Genomic DNA, 17,966 nt, shown 5'->3' with positions numbered 1-17,966 from the left:
ATGCGATCTCTGAAAATAGCGTAGGATAACGTTCCGGTTGAGCGGCTATCAGCACCTTTCATATCTACATCGGGACTTTTTAGGTTGTTAGACAATACCGAAGAGCGCGATTCAAAGTCACTTAAAATGAGCTTCAAAGTCTCTACGTTGTTTGGCAATTTCCTGTGCCCGTTCTAACGCTGGAGCAATGACTTTCTCATCAAGAGAAACTATCAACTGCTCTATACATTGATAACGGTGAGGTGGCAAAACAGACCGATAAGCCCCAAAGTCCCTAAACATGGCATACTCATGTTGTGAATCAAGAATGATTGGCTGAATTGGGAGTGAAGGTAAAGAAGGTATTATTCGTTGGAGTTCTTGCGGTATGCTCTTTGCATCTGTAATATCTGCAATCACAAATCGTGAGAGATGAGCAAGGGTAGATACAGTTTCAGTCAAATCTCGCTCAGAAGGTTTCTCAAAATCAAAAACTACTGATGAATAATTTCGATTACGGAGTTCTTCACGAAGAGCATCTAGAATAGCCTTTCTCTCGGACGTGAAACGTCCAAGTATCAACACGACCTTTGATGTAATCGTATCAATAACTCTACGAATTTTCTGATTGCTCAGCAATATGTGAATGAATTGAGCAATTTCCAGATCATCTACTGTAATAATTGGTTCATCGTCGCGAGTAATAATCAAGTTCTTTTGAGTTGCTGTGTCTAAGTTTTTAATCTCCCAAGCTGAAATACCATACACCCAACAATCCACTAAAGTAGCTTTTGCAAAATCTGCTTCACTAAGTTGCGAATTCAAGAGTTTAGCTCTTGTGAGATTTGCCTTACAGAACTTTGTGTTTCTTAACCAAGCTCCAACCAATTCTGCCTCAGTTAAGTCTGCTTCACTTAGATCTGAATTGCTAAGATCTGATCTGATAAGTCCTGCTTGAACAAGATTCGCGGAATTAAGTTTTGCAAAACTTAGATCTGCTTGATGAAGTGCTGCTTGATAAAAATGGGATTTCTCTAAATTTGCCTCGTAAAAGTTTGTCCCTCGTGACAAAGTTCTCTCTAAATTAACACCTTGCAAGTTACTCTTTTGAAGATTTGCACCGTCAAGTTGGGCTGCTAGAAATTTAGTACCACGAAGATCCAAATTGTTCAGATAAGCATTAGTTAGATTAGAAGAACTAAAATCAACATCTTCAAGGCTAGTTTCTCTAAAGTCAGCTTGAAAAAGATTAGCTTGCTGAAGATTTATCTCACGAAGATTTGCACCACTAAAGTCTATGCCATTAAGGTTTGCGCCCTGTAAATCTAAGCCATTAAGATCTTGTCCTCGGAAATTTATATTTCCAACAATAAGCTTTTTCTCAGGATTTTCTAAACGCCAAGAATTCCAGTATCCACTACCTTTCTTGAGAATATCAACCAAGCATTGATTATTGGACATTTAAACCGCCTTTGAAGAGAAGATTAATTAAATCAATACCGAATCTTAAGGATCTCCTCTATGCATGCTTAACAAGCTTATACTCCGCTTGATTTTGCTGTCTAACTTATTTTTAGACAGATCCAGCCCTTTCTATCCTGGATAACATCCCAAAATGGGTGATTAGGCAGACGAATAGCCGTATAACACCCGTATACGGCACGTTATACGGATGTGTAGTTTGGATAATAACCTTGTTGATGAAGCGAATTTCTATTCCTTCAGTAAATCTTTACCATCTATTTCTGAGGTTGCCTTTGAGTTAAGGAATAAGCAACTGAAAACACAGGAGCTAAAGTCTGATCCCTGACTCCTAAATGTATGTCGAAGCTTGATTCTCGATCGCAATTAATCGATCGCTTCGGAGTTTTCTCATTTATTTTTTCTTCGGCTTGCAGGTAAATCGACGATCAACAGTCAACCCACCTTCACAGGCATCTTGGCGATTTGCGTTATTGATTGACCAACTCTCGCAATTCATTGATATCGAGATCGATACCCTGACGCTTCAAATATTGGTTTAAGTTGATTTGGATGAATAAATCCTTGAGTTCTTCCGCGATTTCTGGTCGTGGGTTCCCGGATAACGTGATCGCAATCAGACGTTCTGCGGTTTGGAATTCGCCAGATTCGATCGCGAGCGATGCAGCACTGCAATGAAGCACAGAACGAGTCGGTTCCGCATCAAGAGTTTCGGCAATGAGCGATGCAGCTTCGGCTTCTTGTTCAAACGCTTGTCGCGTCAATTGTACAGCCTGTTCAGTCTCACCTAACGGGCGACTGCTGCTGCTTCAGCTAAATCCATTGCATGTTGGTGGAGTGCCTGAATTTGGCTCATTGGGTTGCGTTTCCTTCGAGATTGCGTTGTTATTCGGTGATTTCAGGATGTTCCACAGGTGCCTCAACCCTCTTGATAGGCTTCTCGTTCACTTCGCATTTGAGCTTCCAAAGCTGGTGCTTAAGTTCTATCAACGATCAAACTCGATATTCTCATAAAGCGCAGCGATTTGGATTTGAGCGTCAAACGTTCTCAAAGTCAACGTGACACTCGGATCGTCATATTCGGAGAGTAGCCATTGATGGGCAGCCGTTTTAACGTAGTGTTCGATGTGAACGCTGTATTGATCAATCATCAAATATTCGCGGAAGCTCTCGATCGTGCGGTAAGCAGAAAACTTATCCCCGTGATCATAATCTTGCGTTGATTTAGATAGCACTTCAGCGATGAAGCAGGGATTAATCACCGTATCAGTTCGCCCGGTCTGAAGTTGTAAAGGCTTTTCAGTTACCATTACATCAGGATAAGTGTAGAGATTGCGAGCAGGAATCCAAAGCCGTTGATCTGTCGCAAAAATGCGATAAGGCTTTCCTCGCAGAGTAGATTTCAGCAAGGATGCGAGGTTAATTGCCAACTCATTGTGATCAGGAGTCCCTCCGGTCATCGGAATTATTTCTCCATTGCAGTATTCGCTGCGAGTCTCAGAAGCCAGTTCAAGCTCAAGATACTCTTCAGGAGTATAGATTCGCTGTTCGAGTGCCTGTGTCATGGCGAGGTTTCAACTTCCACGGCTCTGGTTGATTCTTTCATGATATACGCAGCTGTCGCGATACCTTAAATCACCATTCACTTCAAACTACGTGCCAATCCTTGAAGCGACCAAACATTATTCGGATAGATTGCCAAATCTTCTCGAAATACTTGTGCCGCTTCTACCGATCGCTTCTGCACCAGCAACAAAGCACCCAACGATTGCCGCACTGGAGAATGCCAAGGCGCAGGCTCATCATAGGTAAGTTGATCTTCTTTCGCGATCGCACTTCTCAACCATTCGATCGCTGGCTCAATCTCTCCCCATCTTGACGCAATCTCTGCTGCTAAAACTTCAGACCCAATTTCTAGCAAATCTGCCGTAGTGTTCACATCCCAAATTGTTACGCCATTTAGAGCTGGACTCAACGCGATCGCTCTTAATTGTTTTAGTTCTATTTCTGTTTTCTGCACCTCATTTTGATGTGCCCATGCTAATCCTCGCGCATAGTGCCAAACGCCTGTAGGATAAGCTAAATCAGCTTCAGGAGCAGGTTGAACAAGAATTTTATTCCATTGTCCAAATTTGACCCAAGCATACAGAGGAATCGACAAATAGTGTTGCAAGGTTCCATAACCTGGTTTTCGTAGCAAATTGGGATCAACCAGTTTTGCAGTCTGTTCCGCAGCTTGAAGCGCGATCTGTTGTTCTCCGGCGAGTGTAGCCGCGTACCAGAGAAAGTGCTGATTGTGCGGCATGTAAGCGAATCGGTAAATCCCATTCTGCGTTCGTGTTTTTTGGTCAACTGCGATCGCGTCTTGATTACTTCGCACTGCATCTTGATAGCGCCCAACTCTTAGATAGATGTGAGACGGCATATGAACGAGATGCCCCAGCGGAAGATGTAAATCCCGCAGTCGATCCGCAACCGCGATCGCGAGTTCTGGATGCTTTTCTTCTACTGCATGAATGTAGAAATGTAATGCTCCGATGTGGTTGCGATCTTGTTCTAGAACGGATTGCAGTGTGTCAAGAATTTCTTGCCCCTCTGGTTTTGGCTTGCCATTGTTCTGCCAATAGTTCCAAGGCGTAGTATCCATCAAAGCTTCAGCGAAGAGTGTTGCGGCATCTAAATCAGCCGGATAGCTCTGAGCAACTTCGCGCATTGCATTGGCATAAGCAAGATTGAGAGAAGCGCGATCGTAGTTCAAACTAGCTGTATATCGCTTTGATAATGCTTGAATATATGTCCGTTCTGCTAAAGTAACCGTATTTTGGAGTGAAACCGCTTTCTGCACCGTTTCCCAAGCGAGTGGCATTCGATCTGTTGGCATTTCAGTATTGATATTTGAACCCAACACATAAGCCATTCCCCAGTAGCACATCGCACAATGAGAATCGAGCTTTACAGCGGTCTGAAACGATCGATAAGCTTCTGCATAATTGAAACCGTAAGCAAAGAATAATCCTTGATTAAAATAGTACTGGGCAAGCACTGAACCTGTAGAAATGGTGTGACTTGTCCTGTGGTGAGCACCAGGCAGAAAGCTCCCTACCGGAGCTATCAACAAGCCTAATATCATCGCCAACAGGACAATCCATCGCATGATTAATTTGAGAGTTGAAACAGCGATCGCACCTTCACGCCAATTCCCGTCCCCAAGAGCGCAAACACAATCCAAAGCCAACCATGTAAGCTAGTTGATGCAATCCCGCCAAAGTAAGCACCAACATTACAACCAAATGCAAGCCTTGCACCATAGCCCATCATCAAACCGCCGATCAACGCAGCCGCGATCGCTAACCTTGATTGAGGTTTTTTAACTGCTAACTTTCCTGCTAAAGTTGCTGCGAGTGCGGCTCCTACAATCACACCGAAATTAGTCACAGAAATTGGATCTGCGAAGACACTTTTTTGTAAAGCGTCTGCTCCAAATCCTTTACTCCAAAATGCACTCGCTGCTGGATTCCACCCTAAGAATTGAGCGATCTTCGCTGTCCAGAGCGTAAAGCCCCAGGTCACGCCCCAAGGTCTTCCAGCAACAAGTAGCGTCAACCAGTTTAGAACAGCAAGCGCGATCGCGCCCCAAACCAACGACCAAGGACCATACAGCAATGAGAACGATCGCTGCACAGAGGGAGTCGTATCCCGTCGCTTCCAAAGCACAAACGCAATCAATCCCAAGACTGCGAGCTGAATTGCACCACCAGCCCAACCCCAAGTGTTAACCAAAGAAATTGGATTCAATCTCGGCAATCCTGCCCAAACACCTCCAGTGAGACTTGCCCAGAAAGAACCAATTCCAAATGTCAGCAATGTCAACACCATACCGCTACTGCCACCCCCGATCGTGTATAGCGTTCCACAAGCGCACCCGCTCCCTAATTGCATTCCAATCCCAAATAGAAATGCTCCAATCGCGCCTTGAACAGCAACGGGTGCAACGGCTCCTTCAATCGGTTGTCCCAAGAAAGACCCAGTTGCGAGGAACGGTACAAACAACACAGTCGCGATCGCAAGCATCAAAACTTGAGACAAGACTCCATTCACATCGCCATAAACAAAGAGTCTCCGATAAGCAGAAGCAAAACCGAAACTTGCATGATACAAGCTGATTCCAAACAATCCACCAATCAGAAATAAAACGCTCTGCCGCCATCCAAACAAAGTCAGTCCGATTGCAGCGGCAACTGCGATCGCTAAAATTACCAGCACGCCTAACCGCTGTGGGCGAGGTTGCGACGAGCGCGGTAGAGAAAGTTCAACACTGCTCATAGGTCAATCCTGCTAAATCTATATAAGCTGAAATTTTGGAGCCGGAGCAGGACTCGGAGTAGGAGAGGGACTCGGTTCTGGCTCTGTAGGATAGCAACTAGCGATCTGGACTTGGGGAAGATTAGAGATATGGAGAGTGAAGCTAGGGGAAAAGAGAAAAATTGCGACCCCGCTCTGAGCAAGCGCTGAAAACACCGTGAAAGTTGCCAACATTGCGAAAATTCTTGCTGTCCAAGTGCTGAGTTTCATAGATTGATCCTCGTGTCATAAAGAGCTTAGGTTGTTGATTCTTCTCAAAAGGAGTCATTCAACAAAGGCGTGAAAAGTGTATTCTCACGCCATTCTCTCATAAACAGGCATCAAACACCGAAAAATCTACCGTTAAACCGGAGTTTTTAATCAATTTGCTCTAAACTTGTCCAAAACCTTTACCAGAGTGCAGCGATAGCTGAGATTCAATTTCTTCAAAGCTCTACCCAGAACTCGCAATGTCTAGCTTGCTATTCTTAGCGTTGGCTGATGTTTTGTGGCGTGATTGCAGCATAGAGATCAGAGGGTAACAATGCATCTTGAACATTGACCCTCTTAGGAATCAACGCATTTTCAAAGAACACATCGACGACACGTTGCTGATCCCTAATCAGGTCTGGGCTAATCGCTCTGCGTCCAAATGTGCGCCGATCAATCACTTTCTGCATGACATCTAAATCAAGTTTTTGTTCGGGTGCAATGAGCTTAGCTGCATCGGTTCGATTTGCCTCTGCCCACTGCTCAATTTTGTCAATCTCTTCAATGACAATCTTAAGCAATTCAGGATTTTCCTCAGCAAACTTTCGCCGACCGACATAGTAACCACCGGGCGAGTTCGTTCCGACGGAATCTCGAAGCACCCGAATTCGACCGAGCTTTTCTGCGATCGCGTAGTGAGGATCGCCCGACACCCATACAGGTACTTTACCTTCAATAAATGCGGCTCGTGCTTCTACATTGGGGATACTTCTGACTTTGATATCTTTGATGCTTAGTCCTGCTTCTTTTAGTGCGACCAAGATAAAGTAGTGAGAGGCTGAAGCTTTCTGAAAATAAACTTCTTGTCCTTTGATATCTTCAATTTTTTGGATGGGAGACTCCGGCGGAACAGCGATAATACTGCTTTTTCCAGTTTGGGGCGTGGTTTTTGAGCCGACAACATAAACGATTTGTGCTCCCGCTGCTTGAGCAAAAATAGGCGGCGTTTCACCAACTGATCCTAAGTCGATCTTATCCACATTCATTGCTTCCATGAGTTGTGGACCTTGGACAAATTGTGCCCACTCAACTTTGACACCTAATGGCTCTAATCGTTTCTCTAAGACCCCGGTAACTTTTACTAAGTCTCCTGCTTGCTGAAAGCCTAGGCGAATTACCTTCGTTTTGATTCCAGAGCCGATGCTAGAGCCAGTATTGGCAGCAATATTAGTTGCTGCATTGGGAGAACTAGAGACAGTCGAAGCTGGCTTGCCACAACTGCCCAATGCTGCGGTTGAAACTCCGACTAAACCAGGCAGCACAATGCGAACAAACTGACGACGATGGATCTTAATTCTTGATCTCATTGTACAAACTCCAAGATAGATAGATAATTGAAGACGAATTACTTACTTTTTTGCGCAATCAGTGCAGCAGCAGATAGTACTTCAGTGAAGTTGCCAGATGATTCAATCTCAAACAATGATTTTTTGAGATCTGCCTCAAATTCTTCGCGGTTCTCCCCAAAAAAAGAAGGAAGCGCGAACGCGGTTGAATAGAGGTAACCTAAATACGAATCCACTGTCCAGGTTTTCTCAAAAGTGACTTCGATCGTAGTGTGCTGTGTAAATCCTGCTGTCTCTAACACCACATCATGAGGCACGTCTAGAGATTTCCAGGTGCCCTGTCCTGCTTGCCCTGTGCGCCGCTGATCTCCAAGCCATCGCTTGACTACAGAAATTGCTGTTTTCTTCCAAGGTAGCTGACTATTCCAGGGATCATCGCCCGTTTTGAGAATGACAATTCCGCCATCATCAGTGAGCAGCGATCGCAATTTTTCCGCAACGAGTTCCCGCTGCATCCAGTGAAACGATCGCCCAAATGTTGCCAGTCGAAATTGACCAAGTTCTTCAGAAAGCGATTCTGCCCGATCGTGAATCCAGTGAATGTTATTGACCCCTGTTCTTTCTGCTTCTGCCTGAGCTTCTTTGAGCATGTCAGCATCGGGATCAATCGCGACGACTTCCCGAAAGCGATCGCTAAATGGAATTGCAACTAATCCTGCTCCACAGCCAAGATCTAACAGGCGTTCTTGAGGGCTGAGTTGAAAGTGATCGGCGATTCGATCAAATAGACTTTGAGGATAGCGAGATCGATAGCGCACATAGTACGAAGCTGCGCCCTGAAATAAAGTCGGATCGTAGGTAGTAACCATCTGAAAAACCTCTAAATTAACGTAGCTCAAACCCTAAATTATTCAGAAACTCACGCAGTTGAGCGCGATTTCGCAGCGATTCTGGAGTCGCAATGCGATCGACAGAATGCTGTGACCAATTTCCAGGCGTATTCATCTGCTGCTCTGCGTAAAAGCGAGTCATCGTTTCGTCATAGTGCTCGATCGCTTCGTTTTGAATCTCTAAACTGTACTGCTCCTGATGCAGAACAGCTTCCTGTGGCAAACGAGGCTTAATCGCTGCTGGCTTTTCAGGATCAGCATAACCAACACACAACCCGAATACAGCAAAGACATGCTTCGGTAAATTAAGTTCTGCTGAAACTGCTTCCGGTTGATTTCGCAATGCACCAATGTAGACTGTTCCCAAGCCGAGCGATTCTGCTGCGATGACAGCATTTTGAGCCGCAAGACTCGCATCGATCGAAGCCATCAAAAACATCTCTAGATAGTTCAACCCTTCGTGAGGTAGCCCGCGATTTTCAGCAATATGAGCAAGTCGTGCTAGATCTGCTACCCAGACCAGAAACAATGGACATTGCTGAATATGAGATTGTCCGCCTGCAAGTTGAGCGAATCGTTCTTTACGAGCTTGATCTGTGATTGCAATAACACTCCAAGTCTGTAGATTCGAGGAGGTTGCTGCCGATTGTGCTGCTGCAACTAAGAGTTCTAGAGTATCTGATGGTAGCGGTTTAGAAAGATAAGCTCGAATTGAGCGATGAGAGAACAGGTCAGATAAAGTTCGACTCCAAGGAGCATCTAAATCGAATGCTGTTCCATAGCGATCGCGTAACAGAGAAGTTTTAGTTGAAGACAGATCAGGAGCAAGTGTCATAATAGGATAGATTGAGGTATGAAGGTGAACCTCACGGTATTGTAGAAATTTCAGCAAGTTGATGCGTCGGTATTCCTTTCTGAAAAAACTTAAGAAAAATAGCAATCTAACTTATCTATGAAATTGGGGCAGACTAACAGCTACAAAGCATCACATCTGTTTCATAGGGTATGCTAGATTGCTATAGTACTACTTAAATCAATCAACTCACCGTAGATTGTGCGAAGTATCGCATAGTTACTAAGGATAAAAAAGTATTTAAAAGACAAAATATCTGTAATTCTGATGATTTGTGTTTCTAATTGTTGGAGTGTGTTTGTGATAGAAGAGATACAGATGAGATTCTGCAAAATTCACCAAGATTTGAATTGAAATTCAGATTTTGGATTCTCCAGCGCTGACGCTCTCAGGGACGCTGATACGTACTCCGTGGATTTAGATCCTGGCGATACAGTACAATGGCACTCTGAGCGTATTTGTGTTAGCGATTTGGAGCGTGTCGGTTGCATGGGAGCCAAAAAGTTGTCTCGGAAAAAGATTTCGGAGCAGTGCGCCTCTAAGGTAGTGGAGGTTATTCCATTAGTGATGCGTTGTCTCCGGGCAGATATGCGGGCACGAAAGAGTACTGAACTCTCTGTTCCGCAGTTCCGAACACTGGCATTTCTCGATCGTACTCCCGGCGCATCGTTATCTGAACTTGCAGAACATTTGGGAGTAACTCGTGCTACCGCATCGGCAAATACAGAAAGGCTCGTCCAGCGGAATTATGTTGAGCGGTATGACAACCCAGAAGAACGCCGCAGAGTTGTACTCAATTTGACCGAGGAAGGTAAGCAGCATCTATATCAGACTCGCGCTCAAACTCGCGCTTACATTACAGATTTGCTCAGTAGCTTGACCGCAGAACAAGTGGCTCAAATTGATGAAGCTTTGGGATTACTGAATGAGATTTTTGAGGAACCTTTGCTAGGTTTATCTGATGAATAACGTTCTGACTATTCAATAACTTATGACTGAGATCAAAGATTTCCATGCGCATGTTTACTTTAATCCAGAGAGTCGTGAGGCAGCTGCACGAGTGCGGCAAGGATTGAGAGATCGCTTTGAAGTCCAACTGGGACGATGGCATGATGCAAATGTAGGACCTCACCCGCAATCGATGTATCAGGTGTTGTTTGCCCCAGAGCAGTTTGGTGAGATTGTTTCATGGCTGATGCTCAATCGTGAAGGATTAGACATCTTAGTGCATCCAACAACAGGAGATGATGTTGCTGATCATACCGCTCATGCGCTATGGCTCGGGAAAAAACTCGCGTTGAACATTGAAACGCTACGCAAAATGACATCTTGACCATTCACAACATTCATTGTGCTGAAATAAATGCTGCGGTTACTTCCTTCATCGTAAAAAGCAACCACAGCGTCTTTTTCTGCTACCTCAGACAATTCTCGTCAAGAAATGGATGCTAACACTTTTGTTCGGTGTTGGTTTTCTGGACGAGGTAGCCCAAGATTTTCTCGCAAGGTCTGTCCTTCATATTCAGTTCGGAACAATCCCCGACGTTGTAATTCAGGAATGACTAAATCAACAAACTCATCTAAGCCACCCGGTAGATAGGGCGGCATGATGTTAAAGCCGTCTGCGCCTTCCTTGACAAACCATTCTTCGAGTTGATCTGCAATGTATTCCGGTGTACCGACAATTTGCCGATGCCCGCGCGCCCCCGCGATCGCGAGATACAACTGTCGAATCGTTAACTGTTCTCGTTGCGCGAGATCTTTAACTAGCTTTAATCGACTCTGAGCCAGTTCCGTCTCAGGCAAATTCGGCAACGGCTCATCAATTGGATAGTTCGAGAGATCAATTCCACCGACTAGCCCAGTCAGCAGACCCAAGCCAACAGAAGGATGAATGAGCGATTGCAAAAGCTCGAATTTCTCTTGTGCTTCTTGCTCAGTTCGTCCAATCACTGGGAAAATTCCTGGCATGATCTTGAGATGATCAGGCGATCGTCCATACTGTGCGAGCCGTCCTTTCACATCTGTATAGAATGCTTGAGCATCTTCCAACGTTTGCTGTGCTGTAAAAATGACTTCCGCAGTCTGTGCGGCAAGATTCTTACCATCCTCAGAAGAACCTGCTTGAATTATGACGGGATAGCCTTGAGGCGGACGAGCAATATTCAATGGACCTTGTACAGAAAAGTACTCGCCTTTGTGGTTCGGAACATGTAGTTTATCTGGATCAAAGTAGACTCCAGATTCTTTATCCCTTAAGAAAGCATCATCTTCCCAACTATCCCAGAGCTTTGTCACAACTTCGACAAACTCACGAGCACGTTGATAGCGAGGACTATGATCGGGATGCTTTTCGAGGTTGAAGTTTTTTGCTTCGGCATTCGTTGCAGAGGTAACTAGATTCCAGCCTGCTCGACCACCGCTGAGATAGTCTAATGAAGCGAATTTGCGAGCAAGATGGTAAGGTTCATTGTAGGTGGTTGAAACCGTTGCAGCTAGACCGATTCGTTCTGTGACAACTGAGAGAGCAGACAGTAACGTCAGCGGTTCAAAATGAGCGACGTGTCCTGCTCGACTCAGCGCGTTGATGTTTCCGCGATCTCGGACTGAAACCCCATCGGCAAAGAAAATCATGTCAAATTTTCCGCGCTCTGCGGTTTGTGAAACTTGCTTAAAATGTTCAAAACTCAGACCGCCATCGGCTTTGGCATCTGGGTGTCGCCATGCTGCTAAGTGATGCCCAGAACTCATCAAAAAAGCGCCTAATCTCAGTTGTTTTCTTGCGCTCATCTCGTCAATTTGCTCCTAGATTATGAGGGATAGAAAATGAAAGTTCGCAGTTCAATACTTTTGCGAGAAGGTGCATCGACTGGACTTGTGGGATCGTCGAATGCACTATGAGCAGTGAATCTTGCTCGCCCATCTTCTGCGGAATCAAAGCATTTGATCAGTAGAACTTCGTGTTGCTGTTGCTGTGGGAAGTAGAACCAACGATGCAAGGAGTTGTAGGTAATTGCGTAAGTTTCGCCTATGCGATCTCGGTACACCAAATCAAGTGGAACGAGATCTGTCAAGGCAAGACTCTGCGCGTCACAAACTGCGATCGGAGATTCTTGCACAGGGGCAGCGATCGGTCGCCAAACATTCACTACACTGAATCGATGCTGAAGCAATTCATCAATGTTCTCAACGCCTCGCGCCGCTAGCTCAAGCCTGGCACGGCTATAACCAGATTTTGCTGTGAAATCGTTGTGAACACGCTTCACAGGCTCTTTGGCATTGTCTTCATGACGTTGTGCCCGTTGTGCATTCCGAACATTGTGATCAAACACAACAACTTTGAACGCGCCTGTCAAGACTGTTAACAGCTTTTCAGCTTCAGGATAGTAAATGCGGCGAACGGCTTCATCGTCGTAGAAATTCTGAACAGAACTGTGATGATGAACGAGTTGAAAGCCTTCTCGATCGATAGATAAGTTCGAGAGCGATCGCGCATTCTGGATGACTACTTGTCGCGCCTCAAACGATCCACTATGTTGCGGCTGTCCGGCTGGCGTTTCCTGAACATAGTAAACAGGCTTTTGTGTCATCGGAATCAAGTAGTTCAAACTTGCCTCAATTTGAGGAAGTTCATCAACTTGGAGTCTATCTAGAAGCTGGCTGTTACTCATACAGGATCTTTCCTACTTTTGAACTGCGCCGACTACAGTGGGTTGGCCTAAAATCTTCGTGAAGCTTTCAATGTAGTATTCAGGAGAATTAGCAACTGATTGGATAGAAGGACGATTCTGCACTTCTTTCCACCAGGCTTGCAGTCGAGGAGTTTCTGTTGGGAGTTCAAACTTGCGGAAATGATTGAGTAGAGGCAACCGTTCAAACCACGGATAGAAACTAATATCAACTAAGCTAAATTGCTCTCCTAGCCAGTAAGTGCCATTGTTCGAGAGTTTGCCGAGTCCTTCTTGCTCAATATACAAGAGCGCTTCTGTGAACTCTCTCCGCCCTTGCTCTTGTTCTTGAGCATCGTGACCGCGCAGCAGTTTATTAAACGCAGGTACAAATCGAGTATTTGCATAGTCGATCCAGATGCGTGCGATCGCTCTTTGTGCTGGATCACTGGGTAGAAGCGGTGGTTCTGGGAAGACCTCATCAAGATACTCATTGACGATCGCAGACTCATAGAGTTCAACATTGCCATGCTTAATCGCAGGTACTTTCCCGTAGCGAGAAATCTTGAGAAAATCAGTAGGCTTATCGGCAAGATCAATTTCGACTGGAGTAAATTCAATCTTTTTTTCTGCCAAAACAACGCGAGTGCGTTGAGAGAAGGTAGAACGCCGGGTGAAGTAAAGCTGTAGGATACTCATAGCGTATGTCCTAAAAGTTCAAATCAGTTTTGCTGTAACGATCCAGACAGGTTAATTCAGAACATCATCCGGTTTGTCGGTCGTGTTACCGTAGAATAACTTTGAAGTATTGCATAGCCTCTTTGGGAATTCAAGTCTTCTTGGCGACATAATTATTGAAACGAAATGTTAGGTAATCTAATTAGTTTTTTAGATAGAGATTTTACTCTTTCTTCTTCAGTACATTTGGCGACTCACTGTTTAGAGAACAGGCACAATGAAACCCGATTACTCGTTGCAAATTTATGACAACAGCCACACTTGCAACAGGGTTTGCCCTTGCTGTCCAACCCATTTCAGGCGCAACGCTCAAAACAGATTCAGAAAGCTTAGTAACCGGAGCGATCGACATTCCTGTTAAAGATGGAACAATTCCCGCTTATCGATCTGCTCCTGCGACTGGCAGCAACTTTCCGATTGTTCTCGTAATTCAAGAGATCTTCGGTGTCCATGAACATATTCAAGACATTACTCGGCGGTTTGCTAAGTTGGGATATTTAGCGTTGCCTTCAGCACAGCGAAGCTAACCGCGCCTGAACTATTTGCACGCCAAGGCGATGTTTCCAAATTGAGTAACATTGAAGAAATTCGCTCGATCGTTGCTAAGGTTCCCGATGCTCAAGTGCTCTCTGATCTCGATGCCACAGTAGCCTGGGCAGTTAAATCTGGTCAAGGAGATAAGAGCCGACTCGCAGTAACAGGATTTTGCTGGGGAGGTTGGATTACTTGGCTTTATGCCGCTCACAATCCAAATGTAAGAACGGGCGAGGCTTGGTATGGGCGTCTTGTCGGTAACTCTACTCCGCTCACTCCCAAGCATCCAGTTGATATTGCTTCGGCTTTGACTGTTCCAGTTCTCGGACTCTATGGAGGACAAGATACAGGCATTCCGTTAGATACAGTTGAAACGTTGCGTAATCGTCTTAAATCGAGTTCTAGCAAATCTGAGATCATCGTTTACCCAGATGCGCCTCATGCATTCTTCGCTGACTATCGTCCTTCGTATCGTGAGGCAGAAGCAAAGGATGCTTGGCGACGCTTGCAAGCTTGGTTCAAACAACATGGAGTGTGATGGAGGAGCTAGAAATTTTGTGACCTAGTGCTTCTCCTCGAACCTAACGCGCCTCGATTCGACCTGCACAATTTACTCTAGTGCTGCGCGTGTGGCTTCAACTGAAGAAAGGATCGATTACGGCAATGCGCTATAAATACGATCGCTAAAAGATTAAAGAATCGTCATTATGGCGATTTTCTTAATCAGTGAACAAGTCTTGTCTTCCCAGAAGGATTTATGCAATACTGTTGAACCGAATCTACAATATCTCTACTGATTCACAGTAGATTCTGATTTAGCGAATATACCTGGACTACCGGGTATTGCGTATTACATCCTGTCATCTGTTTTAAGGAGTTAGCGGTGTTCACCCAGTTCAACGTGCGATCTTTTTTTCAGACATTGCCGAAGAGATTTAGACAGCAAGCTAAAAAATCGTTTACATTCTTGTTCACGATCGGATTGGGTTTAAGCTTGGTTGCGGCTTGTTCTTCCAATCCTTCAACCACGTCTGCGCCTTCAGGCAATACAGCAAGTCCAGTTGCAAATGTAGGGGCGATCAGAATCGGCTATCAGAAAGCCGCAACCATTCTGAGCTTATTAAAATCCAGAGGTGAGCTAGAAAAAGCGCTTGCTGGAGCAGGAGGTTCTGTGACTTGGACAGAGTTTCCAGCAGGCCCGCCTATGCTAGAAGCGATGAATGCAGGCGCGATCGACTTTGGTTACACGGGCGAGTCTCCGCCTATCATTGCTCAAGCAGCAGGTACGCCCGTTCGATATGTGGCGTATGATCCTTGGAGTCCGAAAGCAGAAGCGATCGTCGTTCGCAAAGATTCTCCAATCCAGAAAATTCAGGATCTTAAAGGAAAGAAAGTTGCTTTTGCAAAAGGTTCCAATACAAATTATTTGGTGATCAGCGCTTTGCAGTCGGCTGGATTGAGCTATAGCGACATCACCCCAGCTTTTCTAACACCTGCGGATGCAAGAGCAGCATTTGAAGGTGGAAATGTAGACGCATGGGCGATCTGGGATCCGTATCTTGCGGTTGCAGAAGAATCAGCAGGAGCAAGAATCATCCAAGATGCGACTGGACTTGCGCCAAATCGGGGTTACTATCTCGCGGCTCAATCTTTTATTGAGAAACAGCCACAAGCTCTGAAAACATTGCTAGAGCAGGTCAAGAAAGTCAGCGACTTTGCAAAGAGTAATCCGGCAGAAGTTGCAAAATTCTTATCGCCTGAACTTGGGATTGATGCAGCAATTTTGGAAAAAGCGGAAAAACGTCGAGAGTATGGTGTACTGCCTTTGACGAATGAAGTGATTACCAAGCAACAAGCGATCGCGGATGCATTTCACGATATCAAGCTGATCCCTAAGAAAATTGCGGTGAAAGAAGCCGTTTCTAATGGACTGTGAGGAATTTTCAATGACAGACTCTATTCAAACTCAGTGGTTGCAGACAAATGTGCTGGTGATTGATGGTGGAACTGCCGGACCAATGGCAGGCCTCAAGGCGAAACAAGCAAATCCAGAACGAGATGTTTGCATTTATACTCAACGATCGATTCAAAAAATTCAAGCTGTGATACAACCTGCTGCCAATACCTGATCAATCTCAAGAAGTTACACAATTACTCAAGCAAGTCATTGAACCAGATCTGAACAATGACATTGTGAGTTTAGGCATGGTGTGAAACTTGCGGATTATTGATGATTACGTTGGTCTACGGCTCTATGTGGGTTGCCATCAGCACAATTTACAAGACTAAATCCAAACGATCCTCTCTCGCCTAGAGTAGTGTAAGAAGGTTGATATTCAACTCTGCACAATTCCAGGCGTGAGAATAACGATCGCAGTTTCGAGCGGGAAAGGTGGCGTTGGCAAATCTACGATCGCGGTCAATCTTGCTGCTGCACTCAAACAACAAGGTGCGTCAGGTGGAGATGCCGGAACTCCGATTGCGATCGCATCCCCTAATTCTTCAGCAGGTCAGACTTTTATGCAACTTGAGCAAGGTTTCAAAGCAACGTTTCAGGAAAATAACTCATCGAAACAACTGCCGTAATTTTCGATGAAACAGCAACACAACTATACTTCCACCAGCCAAGAGAGCCACACCCAAAATTGTTCCATAGGCTTTCGTATGCCACCACAATCGACGCACCCAGTTCATCTCAGCTTTGACCCAGCTTGGTAATGAGCGACGTGCTGGAGCAAGCTTTAATACAGAACTAAGCGCGCGCTCTTCTACGGTAGGTAGGCTCACAGGAGAAGCAGGATCATAGTCAGTAGAAATCGTCATTTTTACCTCTGTCCAGGGGATACTAATCTAGCATAACTCGATAGATCTATCGTAGATTAAGTGTACGAATCAATTAGAAGCCTGTCAAGCCGTACTTTTTGGGATTCTGAAGGGGGTTGATCCAATCTGATAAGAAGATGGGAAATAGGGAGATAGGGTGAAGATCTGAAATGATGTCCCTGCTCCCTATCTCCCACTTCTCACAATTAATGCTCTTTTATCTCATTTAGGCTTGTGACTTCTCTGCAAGCTCTTTCATTCTCGTGTTCTTAAACTACTGAGGACGCTTTGCTGCTGCGAACACTTGTAGCGCTCTGGTACTTCTGACATAGCGCCAATGCCAAGGTTCATAGCTCACTCCTTGCCAGTTATTGGGCGGAAAAGATAACTCAAACCCGTACTGAACGGCATTCGCTGCTAACCATTGATAAGCACGAGTAGCTTCAAAACTAATCTTAAGATCACTCTCAGGAGATTGCTGATCGGCAATGTCGATCGCATATCCAGTATGGTGCTCGCTATGTCCAGGGGGCGCGCTCCACTTTGCTGCTTCTTCTTTGCTGCCTTTGCGCTCGATCTGGCGAGCAAATAGCTCTGCTTGAACTGAAACCTCGCGGAATCCGGAGAGTGGCATGAGTAAGACCCCCGAAGCCTTTGCCGCTTTTGCCATTTGGCGAAAGGCTTGAGCAGCTTCTATATCTAATCGTTCATCACGAGCGTAACCATCGCGCACATACTGACCCACAACTTCTAAGCGAATGGCATCATTTTCCGCATACGGCAGATGACCATAAGCCGTTTTTACCGTCACGGGGGCAGGATTGGGTTGCGAGAGAATGATAGCGGGTGGAGGTGGAACTGTTGGAACGGAAGGTACACTCTTTTCACGCGGTAATGTAACCGCGATCGGAGGAGACTGTCTCTGAGGCGGCACTGAGAACTGAGGCTGAGGGGGCTGCACAACTTGAGTGGCAGGATCTGAAGAAGCCATCTTAGATTCAAGTCCTAACCCGACAAAGACAATAAACCCCGCACTTAGCACTGCGATCAACATAAATCGCAGCGATCGGGAAGACAGAAAAGATTGCCTCATTCAGACCTC

General features: G+C 45.3%; 21 protein-coding genes. 7 read left to right on the top strand and 14 right to left on the bottom strand.

Annotated elements, in window-relative coordinates:
• Window positions 1-117 precede the first annotated feature (117 nt).
• The 9 genes from LEPBO_RS0127670 to LEPBO_RS0127630 form a co-directional block, all read right to left on the bottom strand.
• Window positions 118-1,440, bottom strand: a complete 1,323-nt coding sequence (locus LEPBO_RS0127670; protein ID WP_017290842.1) for a pentapeptide repeat-containing protein — start codon at window positions 1,438-1,440, stop codon at window positions 118-120.
• Between the two features lie 491 nt (window positions 1,441-1,931).
• On the bottom strand, window positions 1,932-2,225 hold the full coding sequence (locus LEPBO_RS38490; RefSeq protein WP_017290841.1) for a hypothetical protein: 294 nt from the start codon (window positions 2,223-2,225) through the stop codon (window positions 1,932-1,934).
• 222 nt (window positions 2,226-2,447) lie between these two features.
• Window positions 2,448-3,026: a Uma2 family endonuclease gene (locus tag LEPBO_RS0127660; RefSeq protein WP_017290840.1), complete on the bottom strand. Its 579-nt coding sequence runs from the start codon at window positions 3,024-3,026 to the stop codon at window positions 2,448-2,450.
• A gap of 77 nt (window positions 3,027-3,103) precedes the next feature.
• Complete coding sequence (locus tag LEPBO_RS0127655) at window positions 3,104-4,615, bottom strand: tetratricopeptide repeat protein (RefSeq protein ID WP_144056285.1); 1,512 nt, start codon at window positions 4,613-4,615, stop codon at window positions 3,104-3,106.
• A gap of 2 nt (window positions 4,616-4,617) precedes the next feature.
• Window positions 4,618-5,784 (bottom strand): YeeE/YedE family protein, encoded by a 1,167-nt coding sequence (locus LEPBO_RS0127650; RefSeq protein ID WP_017290838.1) that lies wholly within the window; start codon window positions 5,782-5,784, stop codon window positions 4,618-4,620.
• Between the two features lie 18 nt (window positions 5,785-5,802).
• Window positions 5,803-6,033, bottom strand: a complete 231-nt coding sequence (locus tag LEPBO_RS42515; RefSeq protein ID WP_017290837.1) for a hypothetical protein — start codon at window positions 6,031-6,033, stop codon at window positions 5,803-5,805.
• 257 nt (window positions 6,034-6,290) lie between these two features.
• On the bottom strand, window positions 6,291-7,379 hold the full coding sequence (locus tag LEPBO_RS0127640) for an aliphatic sulfonate ABC transporter substrate-binding protein (RefSeq protein WP_017290836.1): 1,089 nt from the start codon (window positions 7,377-7,379) through the stop codon (window positions 6,291-6,293).
• Between the two features lie 38 nt (window positions 7,380-7,417).
• Window positions 7,418-8,227: a class I SAM-dependent methyltransferase gene (locus LEPBO_RS0127635; protein ID WP_017290835.1), complete on the bottom strand. Its 810-nt coding sequence runs from the start codon at window positions 8,225-8,227 to the stop codon at window positions 7,418-7,420.
• A gap of 16 nt (window positions 8,228-8,243) precedes the next feature.
• Window positions 8,244-9,083, bottom strand: a complete 840-nt coding sequence (locus tag LEPBO_RS0127630) for an NADPH-dependent oxidoreductase (protein WP_017290834.1) — start codon at window positions 9,081-9,083, stop codon at window positions 8,244-8,246.
• Between the two features lie 585 nt (window positions 9,084-9,668).
• Between LEPBO_RS0127630 and LEPBO_RS0127625 the strand changes: the two genes are divergently transcribed.
• Window positions 9,669-10,070, top strand: a complete 402-nt coding sequence (locus LEPBO_RS0127625; RefSeq protein ID WP_242044261.1) for a MarR family winged helix-turn-helix transcriptional regulator — start codon at window positions 9,669-9,671, stop codon at window positions 10,068-10,070.
• A 22-nt stretch (window positions 10,071-10,092) separates the two neighbouring features.
• A complete protein-coding gene (locus LEPBO_RS0127620; protein ID WP_017290832.1) occupies window positions 10,093-10,434 on the top strand; it encodes a DOPA 4,5-dioxygenase family protein in 342 nt (113 codons plus the stop codon).
• Window positions 10,435-10,535: 101 nt separating this feature from the next.
• On the opposite strand, the gene LEPBO_RS0127615 is transcribed toward LEPBO_RS0127620, so the two are convergent.
• From LEPBO_RS0127615 to LEPBO_RS0127605, 3 genes are read right to left on the bottom strand one after another with little or no spacing between them, the layout of a single operon-like run.
• Window positions 10,536-11,891 carry an LLM class flavin-dependent oxidoreductase gene (locus tag LEPBO_RS0127615; RefSeq protein WP_017290831.1) on the bottom strand — a complete coding sequence of 452 codons (1,356 nt, stop codon included), beginning with the start codon at window positions 11,889-11,891 and terminating at the stop codon, window positions 10,536-10,538.
• Between the two features lie 20 nt (window positions 11,892-11,911).
• Complete coding sequence (locus LEPBO_RS0127610) at window positions 11,912-12,772, bottom strand: CmcJ/NvfI family oxidoreductase (RefSeq protein WP_017290830.1); 861 nt, start codon at window positions 12,770-12,772, stop codon at window positions 11,912-11,914.
• Between the two features lie 12 nt (window positions 12,773-12,784).
• Window positions 12,785-13,468: a glutathione S-transferase family protein gene (locus LEPBO_RS0127605; protein WP_017290829.1), complete on the bottom strand. Its 684-nt coding sequence runs from the start codon at window positions 13,466-13,468 to the stop codon at window positions 12,785-12,787.
• 284 nt (window positions 13,469-13,752) lie between these two features.
• Between LEPBO_RS0127605 and LEPBO_RS45140 the strand changes: the two genes are divergently transcribed.
• From LEPBO_RS45140 to LEPBO_RS45130, 5 genes are all read left to right on the top strand, one after another.
• A complete protein-coding gene (locus LEPBO_RS45140; RefSeq protein WP_263970842.1) occupies window positions 13,753-14,034 on the top strand; it encodes a dienelactone hydrolase family protein in 282 nt (93 codons plus the stop codon).
• A gap of 41 nt (window positions 14,035-14,075) precedes the next feature.
• Entirely contained in the window at window positions 14,076-14,579 is a 504-nt protein-coding gene (locus LEPBO_RS45135) for a dienelactone hydrolase family protein (protein ID WP_263970841.1), read from the top strand.
• Window positions 14,580-14,924: 345 nt separating this feature from the next.
• Entirely contained in the window at window positions 14,925-15,977 is a 1,053-nt protein-coding gene (locus LEPBO_RS0127595) for a sulfonate ABC transporter substrate-binding protein (protein WP_017290828.1), read from the top strand.
• A gap of 10 nt (window positions 15,978-15,987) precedes the next feature.
• Complete coding sequence (locus tag LEPBO_RS0127590) at window positions 15,988-16,170, top strand: hypothetical protein (protein WP_017290827.1); 183 nt, start codon at window positions 15,988-15,990, stop codon at window positions 16,168-16,170.
• Window positions 16,171-16,399: 229 nt separating this feature from the next.
• Window positions 16,400-16,627: a P-loop NTPase gene (locus LEPBO_RS45130; protein ID WP_017290826.1), complete on the top strand. Its 228-nt coding sequence runs from the start codon at window positions 16,400-16,402 to the stop codon at window positions 16,625-16,627.
• Here LEPBO_RS45130 and LEPBO_RS38480 read toward each other — a convergent pair.
• A complete protein-coding gene (locus tag LEPBO_RS38480; protein ID WP_017290825.1) occupies window positions 16,607-16,864 on the bottom strand; it encodes a hypothetical protein in 258 nt (85 codons plus the stop codon). The two genes, LEPBO_RS45130 and LEPBO_RS38480, sit on opposite strands and share 21 nt — an antisense overlap.
• A gap of 274 nt (window positions 16,865-17,138) precedes the next feature.
• Complete coding sequence (locus LEPBO_RS41230; RefSeq protein ID WP_026148967.1) at window positions 17,139-17,957, bottom strand: M15 family metallopeptidase; 819 nt, start codon at window positions 17,955-17,957, stop codon at window positions 17,139-17,141.
• Window positions 17,958-17,966: the final 9 nt, after the last annotated feature.

This window comes from Leptolyngbya boryana PCC 6306 (assembly GCF_000353285.1).
GTDB lineage: Bacteria > Cyanobacteriota > Cyanobacteriia > Leptolyngbyales > Leptolyngbyaceae > Leptolyngbya > Leptolyngbya boryana.
The sequence above is the reverse complement of the archived record's forward strand: the minus strand, read 5'-3'. Positions and strand labels throughout refer to the sequence as shown.